The organism is Bradyrhizobium sp. SOJA106, from assembly GCF_059448745.1.
In genome coordinates this window covers 2267873-2282415 of record NZ_CM182549.1, presented here as the reverse complement: position 1 = coordinate 2282415, position 14543 = coordinate 2267873, and the positions used below count along the sequence as shown (strand labels likewise).

The window sequence follows — 14543 nt, the reverse complement described above, 5'->3', positions numbered from 1 at the left end:
TCATGGCCGGGCATAGCCGTCCGAAGGACGCCGTCGCTTCCGCTCGCCTATGTCCCGGCCATCCACGCCTAACCACTCGGCACCAAGAACGTGGATGCCCGGGACAAGCCCGGGCATGACGACTTCACCTCAGACCGCATCCGCCCGCAGCAGCGTGTCCACCGTGATCGTGCCCCTCGCCCGCGAGACGCAGGCGCAGATCTTCTGGTTGCTCTGCTTCTGGTGATCGCTGAAGAAGACATCGCGGTGGTCGATCTCGCCGTCGACGGCGACGACGTCGATGGCGCAGAGGCCGCACTCGCCGCGCTTGCAGTCGTACATCACCTCGTGGCCGCTGGCGTTGAGCACGTCGAGCATCGAACGCTCGCGCGGGATTTCGAGCTCGACGTCCGAGTCCTTCAATCGCACGCGAAAAGTCTCGGTCGGCAGCGTTCCGCTGGAGCCGAAGGTCTCGTAGCGGAGATCAGGGAGCGGATGGCCGGCGCCAATCCAGGCGTGGCGTGCGGCATCCAGCATCCGCATCGGGCCGCAGAACAGTGCCAGCGCACCTTGCGGCAATGAGGCGAACAGCGCGTCAAGATCGAGGCGCCGGCCCTCGTCGCTGGCATGAACGACGAGGCGATCGCCGAGCATCGCGGCGAGATCGTCGAGATAGGCCGCCTCCGTGCGCGAGCGCACCGCATAGTGCAGCGTCACGTTTGCCCCGCGCCGGGCCAGCGCCTGCGCGGCGCCGAGGATCGGGGTGATGCCGATGCCACCGGCGATCAGGCAGTAGTTTTCGCGGGCCCAGTCGACCGCGAGCAGCGAGGCCGGCTGCGTGATGTCGAGCCGCGCGCCGGGCTGCAAGGACCACATGTAGCGCGAGCCGCCGCGGGAATCCTCCGCGCGACGGACCGCGATCTTGAAGCCGCGCGAGGTGGCTTCGCCCACGAGCGAATAGGACCGCGTCTCCGGCAGGCCGTTGATGGTGACACTGACATTGATATGGCTGCCGACCGGATAGGCCGCGCCGTCGAATTGATCCGGCTTGATCAGGAATTCGCGGATGCCGGGGGCGAGATCGCGCGTCTCAACGAGCGTTGCCGGAATCCAGGTCTCAACGAAGCGCATGGTGACTGCCCTCAGTCGGTTGCGTTTTTGATCAGCGCGAGCGCCGGCAAGAGGTCGAGATGGGTACGGTTGCGCAGTGCGAGCCGCAGGTTGCGGACCGCGAGCCGCGCGTGCTCGCGCATCACGGCTTCGGCGCGCGCGCCCTCGCGGTTCTCGATCGCGTCGATCACGACGCGGTGGTGCTCCTGCCCGATGATCAAGATCTGCTGCGCTTCGGGCAATGCCGACTGCGCCATCACGAACGCGCTCGGGGACGCAAACGGCAGCGCCGAAGCGCGGTCGATCTGCCGGATCAGCGGCGGGCTGCGCGACAATTCGGTCAGGAGGGCATGGAAGCGCGCGTTGAGCGTGACATAGGACGAGAAAGCCTCGATCGAGATCGGCACCTGACGCAGCAGCTCGTCGATCGCAGCCAGGCATTCCTTCAGCGGCTCGAGCTCGCGCGCGGAGGCGCCGCGCTCGGCGGCAAAGCGCGCGGCAAGGCCTTCCAGCGTGCCGCGCAGCTCGATGGAATCGGAGATGTCCCGCTCCGAAAACGCCTTCACCATGAAGCCGCCGGAGGGAATCGCTTCCAACAGCCCCTCCTCCTCCAGCCGCACCAGCGCCATGCGCACCGGGGTGCGCGAGGCGCCCGTCATCTCCACCGCCTGCAGCTCGGAGATGCGTTCGCCGGGGCGCAAAGACCCCGACAGAATCTGGTCGCGCAGTGCCAGCTGCGCCTTCACGGTCTGCGAGACAGAGCGGTCGACCTCACGCTCGGCCATGACCTACTCCGCAGCCTGAAGGCGCGGCGGCGGATTTTCCTTCGCCACCATCTTGTCGATGAGCTTGCGCGACCACATCGCGCCGGCGTCGATATTGAGGTTGTAGAAGATGCGGTCGGGGTTCTCGTCCATCGCACGCTGCTGCGCCTCGAGGATCAGTTCGTCCTCGCGGAAGATGCCGGAGACACCCTCGCGGATCTCGGTGGTGATGCGCTGCTCATCGAGACGATAGTTGCGCACGAAAGCCCAGAAGTAGTGACAGGTCTTCTCGGTCTCGGGCGTGATGGTGTTGAGCACGAAGCCGTTGACGCCCTGCGAGCGGTCGCCTTCGGGCGCGCCGGTGCCTGTCGGCGCCACGCCGACGTCGATGGCGATGGTGCACGGCGCCTCGAAGCGGATGATCTGCCAGCGGTCGACGAGGCCGGGCTTGCCGAGCTGCTTGGCCCAGAACGGCGGCGCCTCGATGCCGCGCATCCAGCGCGTCACCGTCACCGTCTTCTCGCCATGGGTGACGTCGAACGGCGCTTCCGCCACGGCGTCGTTTCCAATGGACGAGCCGTGCACGAACGTCTCGTGGGTGAGGTCCATGAGATTGTCGAGCACGAGACGGTAGTCGCAATTGACGTGGATAGTCTTGCCGTCGCCGGCCCAGGCCGGATCGTGATTCCAGTGCATGTCGGGCACGAGCGCGGGATCGGCGAGCGCCGGATCGCCCATCCAGAGCCAGACGTAGCGGTGGCGCTCGACCACGGGATAGGCGCGCACGCAGGCCGACGGGTTGATGGTCTCCTGCGAGGGCATGAAGGTGCAGCGGCCCTGCGCGTTGTATTTCAGGCCGTGATAGCCGCAGACGACGGTGTCGCCTTCGAGCCGGCCCTTGGACAGCGGCACCAGCCGATGCCAGCAGGCATCCTCCAGCGCGGCCACCGAGCCGTCGGCCTTGCGGTACATCACGACATGCTTGCCGCAGATCGTCCGGGGCAACAGCGCCGGCTTCACCTCCGCGTCCCAGGCCGCGGCGTACCAGGCGTTCATGGGGAAGGGTTTTGTCATGGGCGTAGCTCCCGAGGCTTATGTATTCGTTCTGTATACAATAGCGCCGGTCTGAAAATCGTTCAAGGCCAAAATTGGCGTAATATGATACCCAAATGTGATTAAGTGTATACAGATGATCCAATTCCACTGTCATCGCCCGCGAAGGCGGGCGATCCAGTACTCCGCCGCGGAAGTTTTCTGAACAAATTGACCGCCGCGGAGTACTGGATTCCCCGCCTTCGCGGGGAATGACGGCGGTGACTGCGGGCCAAGCGGACGCGGCCCCCTCCAGGAAGGGGTAAGAGGAGCGGCCGCGTTGGTGGCTACGCCCCGAACACCTTCTTCAGCCCCGCCTGGGCTTCTTCCTGGATCCGCTTCAGGTGCTCGGTGCTGCGGAAGCTCTCGGCGTAGATCTTGTAGACATCCTCGGTCCCGGACGGCCGCGCGGCGAACCAGCCGAAATCGGTCTCGACCTTGATGCCGCCGAAGGGCTGGCCGTTGCCGGGGGCCTTGCTCAGCGTCGAGCGGACCGGATCGCCGGCGAGGTCCCTCAGGCCGAGCTGCTCGGGCGTCACCGACTTCAGGATGTTCTTCTGCGGCCCGGTGGCGGCAACGTCGATGCGGGCGTAATGGGGCACGCCGAATTCGGCGGTGAGGTCACCAAAGAGCTGGCTGGGATCGCGGCCGGTCTTGGCCATGATCTCGGCGGCGAGCAGGCCGAGGATGACGCCGTCCTTGTCGGTGGTCCACACCTTGCCGTCGCGGCGCAGGAACGAGGCCCCTGCACTCTCCTCGCCGCCGAAGCCGAAGCTGCCACCAACGAGGCCGTCGACGAACCATTTGAAGCCGACCGGCGTCTCCACCAGCTTGCGGCCGAGTTTTTTCGCGACGCGGTCGATGATCGAGCTCGACACCACGGTCTTGCCGATCGCGGCATCCTTGCGCCAATTCGGCCGGTGCGCGAACAGATAGGAGATCGCGGTCGCGAGGTAATGGTTCGGATTCATCAGGCCGCCGCTGCGCGTCACGATGCCGTGGCGATCGGCGTCGGTGTCGTTGGCGAACGCGACGTCGAAGCGGTCGCGCATCGCGATCAGGCTCGCCATCGCGTAAGGCGAGGAGCAGTCCATGCGGATCTTGCCGTCCCAGTCCACCGTCATGAAGCGGAAGGTCGGATCGATCGCCTCGTTCACCACCGTCGCCTTGAGGCCGTAGCGCTCGATGACCGGATGCCAGTAATGCACGGCGGCGCCGCCGAGCGGATCGATGCCGATATTGACGCCGGCGGATTTGACGAGATCGAGATCGACGACATTGCCGAGATCGGCGACGTAAGGGGTGATGAAGTCGTAGGCGTGCACGTTCGCGGCCTTGCGCGCCCTCGCGTAGTCGATGCGCTTCACGCCCTTGAGGCCATCGGCGAGATAGGCATTGGCGCGCTTCTCGACGACACCCGTGACGTCGGTGTCGGCCGGGCCGCCATGCGGCGGATTGTATTTGTAACCGCCATCCTCGGGCGGATTGTGCGAGGGCGTGACGACGACGCCGTCGGCGAGACCCGACGTGCGGCCCTTGTTGTAGGTGAGGATCGCGTGCGAGATCACGGGCGTCGGCGTATAGCCGCCGTCCTTGTCGATCATGACCTCGACGCCGTTGGCGGCGAACACTTCCACCGCGCTTGCCAGCGCCGGCTCGGCCAGCGCGTGGGTGTCGATGCCGATGAAGAGCGGGCCGGTGAGGCCTTTTTCTTGTCTGTAGTCGCAGATCGCCTGCGTGGTCGCGAGGATATGGCCCTCGTTGAAGCTGTTCTTGAACGAGGTGCCGCGATGGCCTGACGTCCCGAATGCCACCCGCTGCGCGGGATCCGCGGCATCGGGCTTGCCGGCGAAATAGGCCGTCACGAGCCGCGGAATGTTGGTGAGCGCGTCCGGCGAGACCAGCTTGCCCGCCGCGGGATTGACATCAGCCACTGAAATATCCTCGTCCTGTCGTCATCGAGATAGCGGGACACCATAGCATCGACCCGGTGTCCGCCAAACCACAACACACGCGACGGGTGAGGCGTTCCTTGGGCGGGGCGCAGTCGTCATCTCGTTCATCCTTCATTCCGGCTCGCGCCAAGTGGCGCGGCCCGAATGACGCGGAGAGGCCGTCTTCGCATCTTCCCGAAGCCCGTTGTTAACTTCGACGCCCTATGACAGGCCCATGCGACGTGATCGGACACGCTTCAATCGCGGCGCGACGTGGAGATACGTCGCGGTCGCCCTGCTTTTGTCGATTCCGATCTGCGCGCATGGCAAGGACGGCGCGCCGGACGAGCCGCGCACGACGCCAGCTGCGGAGAGCATGACGGAGCTCGGCGCCGGCGAAACGCCATCGTCCCGTGCCGAGATCCGGAAAATCATCGAGCGGGAAACCGCGAAGACCGGCCTGCCTGCCGATATCGCAGAGGCCGTCGTCTTCGTCGAAAGCGGGTACAATTCGGCCGTGATCGGCAGCGTCGGCGAGATCGGCCTGATGCAGGTGCGGCCCGAAACCGCCGCGATGCTCGGGTTCCGCGGCAACAATACGGAGCTCGCGGAGCCTGATATCAACATCCATTACGGCGTGCTTTATCTCGCCCGCGCATGGCGCCTCGCCGGCGGCGATCTCTGCCGCGCCCTGATGAAATATCGGGCAGGTCACGGCGAGGAAACGATGACGGCGCGCTCGCAAGTCTATTGCAACCGCGCCCGCAACCGTCTCGTCGCGATGAACTCGGCGGCTCTGGAAGGCAGCGTTGCGGCGCTCGATCCCGCGCCGGCGGCGGCCGTGCCGGATCCGCCTCCGGCGGCAGCAAAGGCAGCAAAGACGGCGCAGAAGGTGCCGACGCGTCCCAAGGACGTCTATGCGCGCTACCGCCAGGGCACGGCAGCCGCCAGCCGCGCCTATTGGGCCGCGCATGAAGCGAGGGTCAGCCTCATCAAGGCGCGGATCGAAGCGAAGTGGAAACGGGTCGCCTCGCGCTGACGGCAATGCGTCCCCTGCGCTTCAGGTTATGTTTGAGCATGATCTTGTCGGAAAACCGCTGCGCACTTTTCCGGATCGTGCTCTAGAGCCGCTCGCTGAGTGCGAGCCTGTAGCCGACGCCGGCGGTCGCGATCACGGGCCTGCCGCTGCCGATCAGCTTGCGGCGCAGCCGAATTGGCCCACAATTCTCGTGCCGCGCACCATCGCGCCCGCCCTGGCTTGCGCCAAGCGGCGTCGGGGCGGCCGAGCGCCGATCCGGTACATTCGGCTCCCGATTCAACCACTGGTTAACGTAAAGACAGCCTTCGGCTTCGGAAAAGCCGGCCGCGCCTCTATTGTCTCCGCTTGCAGGTGTGCGAAACCACGGAGCAGGCGTTATGCAGGGGCAGGCCCGGTCGGCTGCCGGTCGAACCGAACGAGGCGCAGCGCACCTCAGTCGCTCGCACACGCTCGACTTCCTGCGCGGCCTCGCCATCCTCGGCGTGATCGCGATCCACGTCTCGCAGTCATTTCCGTCGAACATCCACGCAATCGACTACGCCTTCATGTGCGGCTGGACCGGCGTCAACGTGTTCTACTTCGTCAGCGCGATGACGATGTGCCTGATGTGGACGCAGCGCGCCGGCGAAACGAGCCCGACGCGCAAATTCTACATCCGGCGTGCCTTGCGCATCGCGCCGCTGTTCTGGCTCGCGATCCCGCTCTACCTCGTCCTCAACGGTACGGGACCGAGCTACAACGCGCCCAACGGAATCGGGCCGCTGCAGGTGATCCTGACCGCGACGTTCCTGCACGGCTTCTGGCCCGACAGCGTCAACAGCGTGGTGCCGGGCGACTGGTCGATCGCGGCGGAGATGACGTTCTATCTCGTCTTCCCGCTTCTGATCGTCGCCTTCGGATCGCGCCGCGGTCTCTATCTCGCGCTCGCGCTTCTGCTGCACCTCGTCAATGTCTGCCTGTTCAAGCCGTGGGCCTTCGAGCTGTTCTCGGCCTATTACGGCCCCGGCCACGACTCCTTCGTCTGGACCACACTGCACTACAGCTTCCTGAACCAGCTGCCCGTCTTCCTGATCGGCTGTGCGCTGTTCTTCTCGCTGCGCGACGGCTTCACCAGATCCGACGCCGCGATCTTCTGCGTCTTTATCGCGCTGTCCTTCTTCGCCAATCGCGCGACCGGCGCCCACGAGTTCAACTATCTGATCATCAACCTCGTGCTCGGCGCGATGGTGGCGGGCTGCATCCGCCTCGCGGTACACTGGTCGCCGATCGAGGCGCTCGGCCGCAATTCCTATTCGATGTATCTGTCGCACTTTGCGGTGATCTCGGGCCTGCACCGGATCTGGCCATTCGCGGACGGGCTGACCTCGCTGCTGGTGACTTACCTCGTCACCATCGCGCTCAGCTATCTCCTCGCGCGCGCGACCTGGCACCTGGTCGAGCGGCACACCCAGGACCTGGCGCAGCGCCTGACCTCATCGGCGTCCGCCCGCCCGGCCATCGGCCCCGTCGTCGCGGCCACTGCGACCGGCGTGCACTGAACGCGCGTCCTTCGCCGCTTGCCTCGCCGCAGCCTTGGTATCTACTGTGCGCTCCCGGCTTCACACTGGAGAAGGCGCATGGAGGTCATCCTGCTCGGCACCGGCGGCCCGCGCCCGGACCCGCGCCGCATGGCGACGACCACGCTGATCCGGCTCGGCGAGGAGAACATCCTGTTCGACGCCGGCCGCGGCGTGATGGTGCAGCTCGGCAAGGCCGGCGTGCCGCTCGGCGCCATCAACACGGTCTTTCTCACCCACCACCATTTCGACCACATCGGCGACCTCTACGATGTGATGCTCAATTCATGGATGCACGGGCGCAAGGACGAGCTGCGCATCTTCGGGCCGCCGGATACCGAACGGCTCGTCAACACGCTGGTCACGCAGGTCTACGACAAGGACATCGCCTGGCGCGATCAGGGCGAACCGACCTTCGGCGGCTGGAAACCGGTCGTCGGGTCATCGATCTCAGGACGATCCGATCTCGATCCGATACGACAAACGCTGTTCCGCTCCAGGCGCGATCTGCATCAGGCCGGGCTTGTCGGCGAACTCGCCGTCGAAGCCTTTGGGGCTGGCATAGCCGCGCCAGGGCTCGATGCAGATGAACGGCGCGCCTGAGGGCTTCGACCAGACGCCGAGTTCGCGAAAGCCGCGCCAGGACATCTTCAGCCACGGCCCGGCGGATGCGTCCTGCCCGGCGGCATAGCGGACCGAACTGCTCTCGATCCGGTCGAAGATGATGGCATCGTCGACGAACAGGGATTCGGACAAGGGCAGCACCGTGCCGTTGACCGGGCTCGGCTCCGCTGCCGCGCGCAGCAATCCACCATCGAGACGGCGGACGGCAGATGCCTCTGCGTTGGCGAAGGTCAGCGCATAGCTTTCCTTGGGCACACCCGCCTGCAGCGGCCAGTTGAAGGCCGGATGTCCGCCGAGCGAAGCCGGCAACATCTCCTTGCCGGTGTTGACGATCGTGAGCACGAGATCAAGGCCGGCGTCGTCGATCGTATAGATGGCCTTCAGGCGGAGCGCGAACGGATAGAGCGCGCGCGTCGCCTCGTTGTCTTCGAGCACCAGCGTGCAACTGGTCGTATCACGCCCAGCCCAGGCAAAGCGACTGTCACGCGCAAAACCGTGCTGGGTCATCCGGTAGGTCCTGCCCCCGTGCTGCAATTCGTCACCCGCAAGACGCCCGACGATCGGGAACAGCAGCGGCGCATGGCGCGGCCATTCCGGCCCCGCCTGCCAGATGAACTCGAGGCCGCTTGCGTCCTTCAGCGAGCACAGCTCGGCGCCGTGGGCCTTGATGGTTGCGGTGAGGTCGCCGGCGCGAATCGTGTGCGTGTCGTTCGTCATGTGCACGCTCCTGCGAGCAAGTCATATGTCATTGCATCCACCACTCTCGGGAATTTGACCGAGCCGTGGAGACCTGCCGATGTTGCAAGTGGCAAGCGGGACCATCGAGCTCGTCTATAGCCGAGTTATGTCCATAGCAGGTACAGCTGGATCAATATGCTTGCCGTTCCTTGCGGGTCGCAGCTTGCTGACGCAGTGAACCGTTCACCGGCAAGAGCGTTAACCGCGCTACATGCCTTACCGAAAGCCCCAACATTCAGCCATTGATTGTGCGACGCAACTTCTGATAGGCCCCGATGATTGTCATGGGGCTGACACAATGTTTTTCTGGCGACGGTGGTTCGGGGGCCGAAGCGGCCAGCGGGATGATGAATATCAATGGCGTCCGTGCGAACCTCCACTCTTCCCGAGACCGACAGTTGATGGCGGCAAGACTCTGCTTAAGTGCCCGACCTGGCGCCGCCGCGGCAAAGACGGGAAATGGCAATACATTCAAAAGCCGCAAGCCTTCGAAGAATGGGAGACGGACCAATGGTGAGCGGCATATGACCGAGCGCGAGAAGATCGCCCGGTTGTCGTTGCCGCTGATGGTTGCCCACGGCGTCATCTTCATGTCTCCGCCAACGGCTAGACAACATTCGCGCTTACAGCGCGCTGACAAGATTCGATTGCCGTTGACGTGGTGGACGCGCACTCGTTTCTCCCGCTAATCTTCCCGTAGTGAAGCGACGAGGGAAACAATCGTGACTGAGCATGGATTCAGCTACTATTGGGATGCCGCCAAATTCAACGTGAAGAAACATCTCCGCGGCTACACGATTAATCCCACGCCAACATTTGATCCGGAAGGACTAATCCGCTTTCAATGGGCGGTTCTCAGGTCTCAGGCCTACCTTGAATATGGCTCCGGGGGTTCGACGATCGAGGCCGCCCGGAACGTCAAAAAACTGGTGTCCGTCGAGACGGATGGCGTTTTCGCAGCGGCAGTGAGAGCCGCACTTCCGCCAACAGATGCCCACGTGAGCATACTGACTCCTGACATCGGGTTCACGCGAGATTGGGGCTTCCCGGTTTTTGATACGGCCACGCCCGGTCGCGTCGAAAAGTGGAAGCGCTTACCGCAGGCACCTTGGCGATCGTCTCCAGAGTTCACGCCGGATCTGGTCCTGGTGGATGGGCGGATGCGTGTGGCGTGCACACTGGAAGCACTTCTCCGCGTCACTCCCGATACCACGATCCTCATCGACGATTATGTCGGTCGCAACTACGAAACTGTTCAGGAATTTGCCGATCTGATCGGCATGCATGGCAGAATGGCGGAATTTCGAAAAAAGTCCGCATTTGATCGGAGCGCATGCGAAGCTCGCCTTAGTCTCGCCTACGGCGATTTGGAGTAGCTCACTTTCGAGCTCCGCGACATATATTTGGTGGCCGCGCTTGTTCCGCTGCGGCCTGATCGATCGCACGCAGAGTTCCTCGGGCGACATCGCCGCCGCAGCCAAACGTTCGACTCAATCTCGAGCCAGGTTTCGTTGTTTGCTTCAGCGCGAGTATAGTGAATGCAAAAGCTCCTCCTGTATGCATCACTCTCGGTCATGCTCGTGCAGCTGTGCATCTTGCGTGTGCACGCCGAGCCCACTCTGCCGCCGGTTCAATACACCGCCTTCTGCGCCAAGCATCCTTCGGATTGCAAGCCTCGGCGCGCTAGAGGCGGGACGGGATTGGAACTTGGTAAAGATCCAATTCGCAAACTCAATCGTGAGCGCTCAAATTTCACCACGAGAGCAGTCGAGGAATCGATGGGAGCCGTATCCACCGACGTGCCATGGCGCGCGTCGCTGTACCCGGGCAATTTCTGAAGATCTTCGGCGGAACTCTGGTGCGGCGGTGGAGTGGCCCTACGGTGAGATCGTCGTCGGAAAGCGCATTCCATCCAGAAAGCGCAAACTTGGCACGACAACTGCACCGAGTAAACCTGCAGGAACGCGCCTCAGCAAGGCAGACGCGGGACGACGCATCAGACGACTTGTTGCGCGTCTCGCTTCTGCCTCTCTGCCGCCGCGTGCTTTCCACGTTGCTGTCGGGTGGGCGCAATATTCCTGCGAGATACTCACGCGTCGGAGGCGAGACATGTCGGATGCAGCCAATCGAACAAGTCTGAGCGCGGACATCACCACCGAAGACTTTGGAGTCAACAAACCCCCGATCGGCGACCGCGCCTTTGCAGCCGCCTATTTGACCACGGTCGCTGTCGCAATGATCGGCTGGCTATATGTCATCATCCGCGCCGGGCTTGCCGCTATTAGTTGGATGATCTTCGGCTAGAGCGCAGTCATAAGCTGCCTGTTCCCTCGCGACGCCGACGAGCACAACTCAAAGCGCGAAATTGATCTGCAACACCTCTGCCGTCGTATTGGACGACGCAATATGTCGCCCATTTGCAATCCTTGATCGAATTCCCTTTCACCTCGAGTTGATTGACGGTCCAACAGCTCCGCATGGCCGCGAGCGGGACTAGGGCTGTTCCCGTCTCAAGCTGCAAGTTCACCTGCCCAATGAACGGGGCGAAGCTCTGTGTGTTGAGTTGCCTATTTATCGACCAGACTTCGTCGATTCGACGAGAGTCGACGGCAAATGCTACAATGCATGCTTTTCCACCGCACAAGGATTTGAGTCATGCGCATCTTGTTGATCTCGGCCGTGGCGTGCGTCGCCATCTCATCGAACTCCGCGCAGGCCGGCCCAAACTGCATGCTCATGACATCGGACCAGGCGATGCGGGATTGCTTTGATCGGACGTTCTCCACGACGGCGAAACCAGCATCGGCGACATCATCGCAAAACGCCAAAGCCGCGCCGAAACTGGCAACGCCACCCAAAACGCAAGATGTGTCAGACGCGCCGTCAAGATAGCGTGCGCGGCGCCAGCGCGACTCTCCTGACCGGCCGGCGACAACCTCCCTCGAGACCCCTGTTCAGGGACAAACCGACAGCGTCAAGCCTCATTCAGCCGAGCGGGGCGCCCGACACTCTCGTAGGTGAAGCCTGCGGCTTCCATCTCTTCCGGGCGATAGATGTTGCGGAGGTCGACGATGACCGGCTGGGCCATGGCGCTCTTCAGCCGGTCGAGGTCGAGCGCGCGGAACTGGACCCATTCGGTAACGATGACGACCGCGTCGGCGCCTTGCGCGCAGGAATAGGCATCCTCGCAATAGGTGATGCTGGGCAGCTCACCCTTCGCCTGCTCCATGCCGATCGGGTCGAACGCCTTGACGGTCGCGCCCATGTCGATCAGGCCGGTGACCAGCGGGATCGACGGCGCATCGCGCATGTCGTCGGTGTCGGGCTTGAAGGTGAGGCCGAGCACCGCGATGGTCTTGCCGCGCAAGCTACCGCCGAGCGCCTGGCTCACCTTCCGCGCCATCGCGCGCTTGCGGTTCTCGTTGACCGCCAGCACGGATTCGACGATGCGCAGCTGCACGTCGTGGTCCTGGGCGATCTTGATCAGCGCCTTGGTGTCCTTGGGAAAGCACGAGCCGCCGAAGCCGGGACCGGCATGCAGGAACTTGGTGCCGATGCGGTTGTCCAGGCCAATGCCGCGCGCGACCTCCTGGACGTTGGCGCCGGCCTTCTCCGAGAGATCGGCGATCTCGTTGATAAAGGTGATCTTGGTCGCCAGGAACGCGTTGGCAGCGTATTTGATCATCTCCGCGGTGCGGCGCGCGGTGAACATCAGCGGTGCCTGGTTCAGCGACAGCGGACGATAGAGGTCGCCCATCACCTTGCGGCCGCGCTCGTCGGAGGTGCCGACCACGATGCGGTCGGGGAACTTGAAGTCGCGAATCGCCGCGCCCTCGCGCAGGAACTCGGGGTTGGAGGCGACGACGACGTCGGCGTTAGGATTGGCCTCGCGGATGATGCGCTCGACCTCGTCGCCGGTGCCGACCGGCACGGTCGACTTGGTCACCACCACGGTGAAGCCGGACAGCGCCTGCGCGATCTCCCTCGCGGCGGCGTAGACATAGGACAGATCGGCGTGGCCGTCGCCGCGGCGCGAGGGCGTGCCGACCGCGATGAACACGGCGTCGGCCTCGGCAACCGGCTTCGACAGATCGGTGGTGAAGTCCAGCCGCTTGGCCTTGACGTTGCTGGCAACCAGCTCATCCAGACCGGGCTCGTAGATCGGGATCTCGCCGCGATGAAGGCTGGCGATCTTCTTCTCGTCCTTGTCGACGCACGTGACCTCGTGACCGAAATCCGCAAAGCAGGCCCCGGACACCAGTCCCACATAACCCGTGCCGATCATCGCGATTCGCATGAAAAACCCAGCTCCAATAGGGACAGATGTTCCACCGAACATCTTAGTACACTTCTTTATCTGCTCGCACGCCCAACATTGGAGCAGGTTCTGGAGTAGTCCGAATAAACCTTAACCGCGCTGTCTTGCGGGAAGATCAAGTCTGCGCCCGGACGATAGAGAATCGCGCAATGGCGCACCACTATGGGGCCTCATGCCGTGCCGTAGGAAAGCCACGACGAAGTCCGCTACTTGCTGAAGGAACGCTACTCCGACCTCAACTGAAACGACGCGCCCCAGACACTCGCCTCTCACCGGACGTGCCGCTCGATAGCCCCCTCCACTGTAGGTACCCCAGGCCGAGCCGGTGAATTCCGTCATAAGTATACTGCTTGATAAGACCTTTCTCCGCAGACGACAGTGACTTGTTCAAGTCGATGAATGTCAGTCCGTTCTTGCCGGCATGGGCGCAGCAGCTCATTGAGAGCACGAATGTCATCAAGTATCCCACCGTACACCGTCCTCGATCATTCGTGATGGTGGACTGGATGTGTGCTCCGACGGCAGGAATGGCGTCCATTCGCTGGAGAATGTCATCGGTGCGATCGCCGCGGATACCGCGATTCGCAATGCTCGTACCGGCAAAACATGCGCGCCATTCCGCCGCCTCGGTGAGGCTCTCGCCGACCACGATAACGTCGGCATGTGGATGGAACGTCTCAAAGCCCGTATTGCGCGGCCGCGGAGCAGTTCGGGGAAACCAGCGCCGCAACAACGGTTCGCCGACGATCCCTCTTGCGAGCGTCTGCGTCGACCGCATGAGACAGACTTTTTCCTGCCAGATCACTCCGGGGGCGAAGGCGGCCAGCGCAATGAGAATGTGTTGGGCGCCGAGTTTCGTTGGAACGGAGTTGAGCGCAAACGTCGCTCACCGTGGCCCACGATCTTTTTGCTTTGAAGGGGCAAACAACGCCGGCGATGCGGCCTTCTCAAGGGCTCGGAGGCTTGGTCTGAGATTGGAGACGCAGAGACAGACCCAGCTCACGGGCTTTGCGATGAACTTCACCGGTTGACCGGCCGAGTTCAATTGCGATTTGAGATGCACGCCGCTTCTGCGCCAGCATCCTCAGCCGTGAGATCTCTTCCTCAGTCCAACGGCGCATTTTCGCCACCGCATTGCTATGCAATTGCACAACTCGGTCGCGACGGGCCCGTTCCTCACCCTTCGCCCGCGCGATCGGTCGAATTGTTCGACGGTGAACGGGCTCCTCGCTCCAGAAGAGCGACATTGCCACATTGAGATGAAGTTTGTTCAAGTTCCGCAGCCAAAAAACTAGGCAGACTGGCAAGCCGCGCTTCTTCATAGCTGTATCGCATACGAGGCGTCGTGCGCGCCGGCCTATCCGGCAGCGTGCGCGCGCGTTAGCAGCG

The 14543-nt window shown here is 63.3% G+C and carries 13 protein-coding genes and 2 pseudogenes; 6 read left to right on the top strand and 9 right to left on the bottom strand.

Going from position 1 to position 14543, the window contains the following annotated elements; translation table 11 throughout:
* Nucleotides 1-129: 129 nt before the first annotated feature.
* The 4 genes from AC5V87_RS10060 to pgm all read right to left on the bottom strand — a co-directional run bounded on the left by AC5V87_RS10060 (nt 130) and on the right by pgm (nt 4879).
* Complete coding sequence (locus AC5V87_RS10060; RefSeq protein WP_495370860.1) at nt 130-1110, bottom strand: PDR/VanB family oxidoreductase; 981 nt, start codon at nt 1108-1110, stop codon at nt 130-132.
* An 11-nt stretch (nt 1111-1121) separates the two neighbouring features.
* Nucleotides 1122-1874: a GntR family transcriptional regulator gene (locus tag AC5V87_RS10055; protein WP_495370859.1), complete on the bottom strand. Its 753-nt coding sequence runs from the start codon at nt 1872-1874 to the stop codon at nt 1122-1124.
* Nucleotides 1875-1877: 3 nt separating this feature from the next.
* The gene (locus tag AC5V87_RS10050; protein ID WP_456840262.1) at nt 1878-2927 is read right to left on the bottom strand and encodes an aromatic ring-hydroxylating dioxygenase subunit alpha; all 1050 of its coding nucleotides are present in this window, start codon (nt 2925-2927) and stop codon (nt 1878-1880) included.
* Between the two features lie 305 nt (nt 2928-3232).
* Nucleotides 3233-4879: a phosphoglucomutase (alpha-D-glucose-1,6-bisphosphate-dependent) gene (gene pgm / locus AC5V87_RS10045; protein ID WP_495370858.1), complete on the bottom strand. Its 1647-nt coding sequence runs from the start codon at nt 4877-4879 to the stop codon at nt 3233-3235.
* Between the two features lie 235 nt (nt 4880-5114).
* On the opposite strand from pgm, the gene AC5V87_RS10040 reads away from it, so the two are divergent.
* The gene (locus tag AC5V87_RS10040) at nt 5115-5918 is read left to right on the top strand and encodes a lytic transglycosylase domain-containing protein (protein ID WP_495370857.1); all 804 of its coding nucleotides are present in this window, start codon (nt 5115-5117) and stop codon (nt 5916-5918) included.
* A gap of 82 nt (nt 5919-6000) precedes the next feature.
* On the opposite strand, the pseudogene AC5V87_RS10035 reads toward AC5V87_RS10040, so the two are convergent.
* Nucleotides 6001-6090, bottom strand: a pseudogene (locus tag AC5V87_RS10035) (DNA-binding response regulator); the annotation flags it as partial.
* Between the two features lie 205 nt (nt 6091-6295).
* On the opposite strand from AC5V87_RS10035, the gene AC5V87_RS10030 reads away from it, so the two are divergent.
* Nucleotides 6296-7456 carry an acyltransferase family protein gene (locus AC5V87_RS10030; RefSeq protein ID WP_495370856.1) on the top strand — a complete coding sequence of 387 codons (1161 nt, stop codon included), beginning with the start codon at nt 6296-6298 and terminating at the stop codon, nt 7454-7456.
* A 78-nt stretch (nt 7457-7534) separates the two neighbouring features.
* A pseudogene (locus AC5V87_RS10025) lies at nt 7535-7777 on the top strand (MBL fold metallo-hydrolase); the annotation flags it as partial.
* A 147-nt stretch (nt 7778-7924) separates the two neighbouring features.
* Here the strand turns inward: AC5V87_RS10025 and AC5V87_RS10020 are convergent.
* Entirely contained in the window at nt 7925-8815 is an 891-nt protein-coding gene (locus AC5V87_RS10020; RefSeq protein WP_495370855.1) for an aldose 1-epimerase family protein, read from the bottom strand.
* Between the two features lie 256 nt (nt 8816-9071).
* On the bottom strand, nt 9072-9428 hold the full coding sequence (locus tag AC5V87_RS10015; RefSeq protein ID WP_495370854.1) for a hypothetical protein: 357 nt from the start codon (nt 9426-9428) through the stop codon (nt 9072-9074).
* A 130-nt stretch (nt 9429-9558) separates the two neighbouring features.
* Between AC5V87_RS10015 and AC5V87_RS10010 the strand changes: the two genes are divergently transcribed.
* From AC5V87_RS10010 to AC5V87_RS10000, 3 genes are all read left to right on the top strand, one after another.
* A complete protein-coding gene (locus tag AC5V87_RS10010; protein WP_495370853.1) occupies nt 9559-10212 on the top strand; it encodes a hypothetical protein in 654 nt (217 codons plus the stop codon).
* Between the two features lie 162 nt (nt 10213-10374).
* Entirely contained in the window at nt 10375-10674 is a 300-nt protein-coding gene (locus tag AC5V87_RS10005; protein ID WP_495370852.1) for a hypothetical protein, read from the top strand.
* Between the two features lie 271 nt (nt 10675-10945).
* On the top strand, nt 10946-11140 hold the full coding sequence (locus AC5V87_RS10000) for a hypothetical protein (protein WP_495370851.1): 195 nt from the start codon (nt 10946-10948) through the stop codon (nt 11138-11140).
* A gap of 670 nt (nt 11141-11810) precedes the next feature.
* Here AC5V87_RS10000 and AC5V87_RS09995 read toward each other — a convergent pair.
* Both AC5V87_RS09995 and AC5V87_RS09990 read right to left on the bottom strand, forming a co-directional pair.
* Nucleotides 11811-13133 carry a UDP-glucose dehydrogenase family protein gene (locus tag AC5V87_RS09995; RefSeq protein WP_495370850.1) on the bottom strand — a complete coding sequence of 441 codons (1323 nt, stop codon included), beginning with the start codon at nt 13131-13133 and terminating at the stop codon, nt 11811-11813.
* A gap of 256 nt (nt 13134-13389) precedes the next feature.
* The gene (locus AC5V87_RS09990; RefSeq protein ID WP_495370849.1) at nt 13390-13932 is read right to left on the bottom strand and encodes an SGNH/GDSL hydrolase family protein; all 543 of its coding nucleotides are present in this window, start codon (nt 13930-13932) and stop codon (nt 13390-13392) included.
* Nucleotides 13933-14543: the final 611 nt, after the last annotated feature.

Bases quoted from the DNA above. Each gene is read 5' to 3' on its own strand.
- AC5V87_RS10060 (WP_495370860.1), bottom strand. From the start codon at position 1,110: ATGCGCTTCGTTGAGACCTGGATTCCGGCAACGCTCGTTGAGACGCGC.
- AC5V87_RS10055 (WP_495370859.1), bottom strand. From the start codon at position 1,874: ATGGCCGAGCGTGAGGTCGACCGCTCTGTCTCGCAGACCGTGAAGGCG.
- AC5V87_RS10050 (WP_456840262.1), bottom strand. From the start codon at position 2,927: ATGACAAAACCCTTCCCCATGAACGCCTGGTACGCCGCGGCCTGGGAC.
- AC5V87_RS10040 (WP_495370857.1), top strand. From the start codon at position 5,115: ATGCGACGTGATCGGACACGCTTCAATCGCGGCGCGACGTGGAGATAC.
- AC5V87_RS10030 (WP_495370856.1), top strand. From the start codon at position 6,296: ATGCAGGGGCAGGCCCGGTCGGCTGCCGGTCGAACCGAACGAGGCGCA.
- AC5V87_RS10020 (WP_495370855.1), bottom strand. From the start codon at position 8,815: ATGACGAACGACACGCACACGATTCGCGCCGGCGACCTCACCGCAACC.
- AC5V87_RS10015 (WP_495370854.1), bottom strand. From the start codon at position 9,428: ATGAAGATGACGCCGTGGGCAACCATCAGCGGCAACGACAACCGGGCG.
- AC5V87_RS10005 (WP_495370852.1), top strand. From the start codon at position 10,375: ATGCAAAAGCTCCTCCTGTATGCATCACTCTCGGTCATGCTCGTGCAG.
- AC5V87_RS10000 (WP_495370851.1), top strand. From the start codon at position 10,946: ATGTCGGATGCAGCCAATCGAACAAGTCTGAGCGCGGACATCACCACC.
- AC5V87_RS09995 (WP_495370850.1), bottom strand. From the start codon at position 13,133: ATGCGAATCGCGATGATCGGCACGGGTTATGTGGGACTGGTGTCCGGG.
- AC5V87_RS09990 (WP_495370849.1), bottom strand. From the start codon at position 13,932: ATGCGGTCGACGCAGACGCTCGCAAGAGGGATCGTCGGCGAACCGTTG.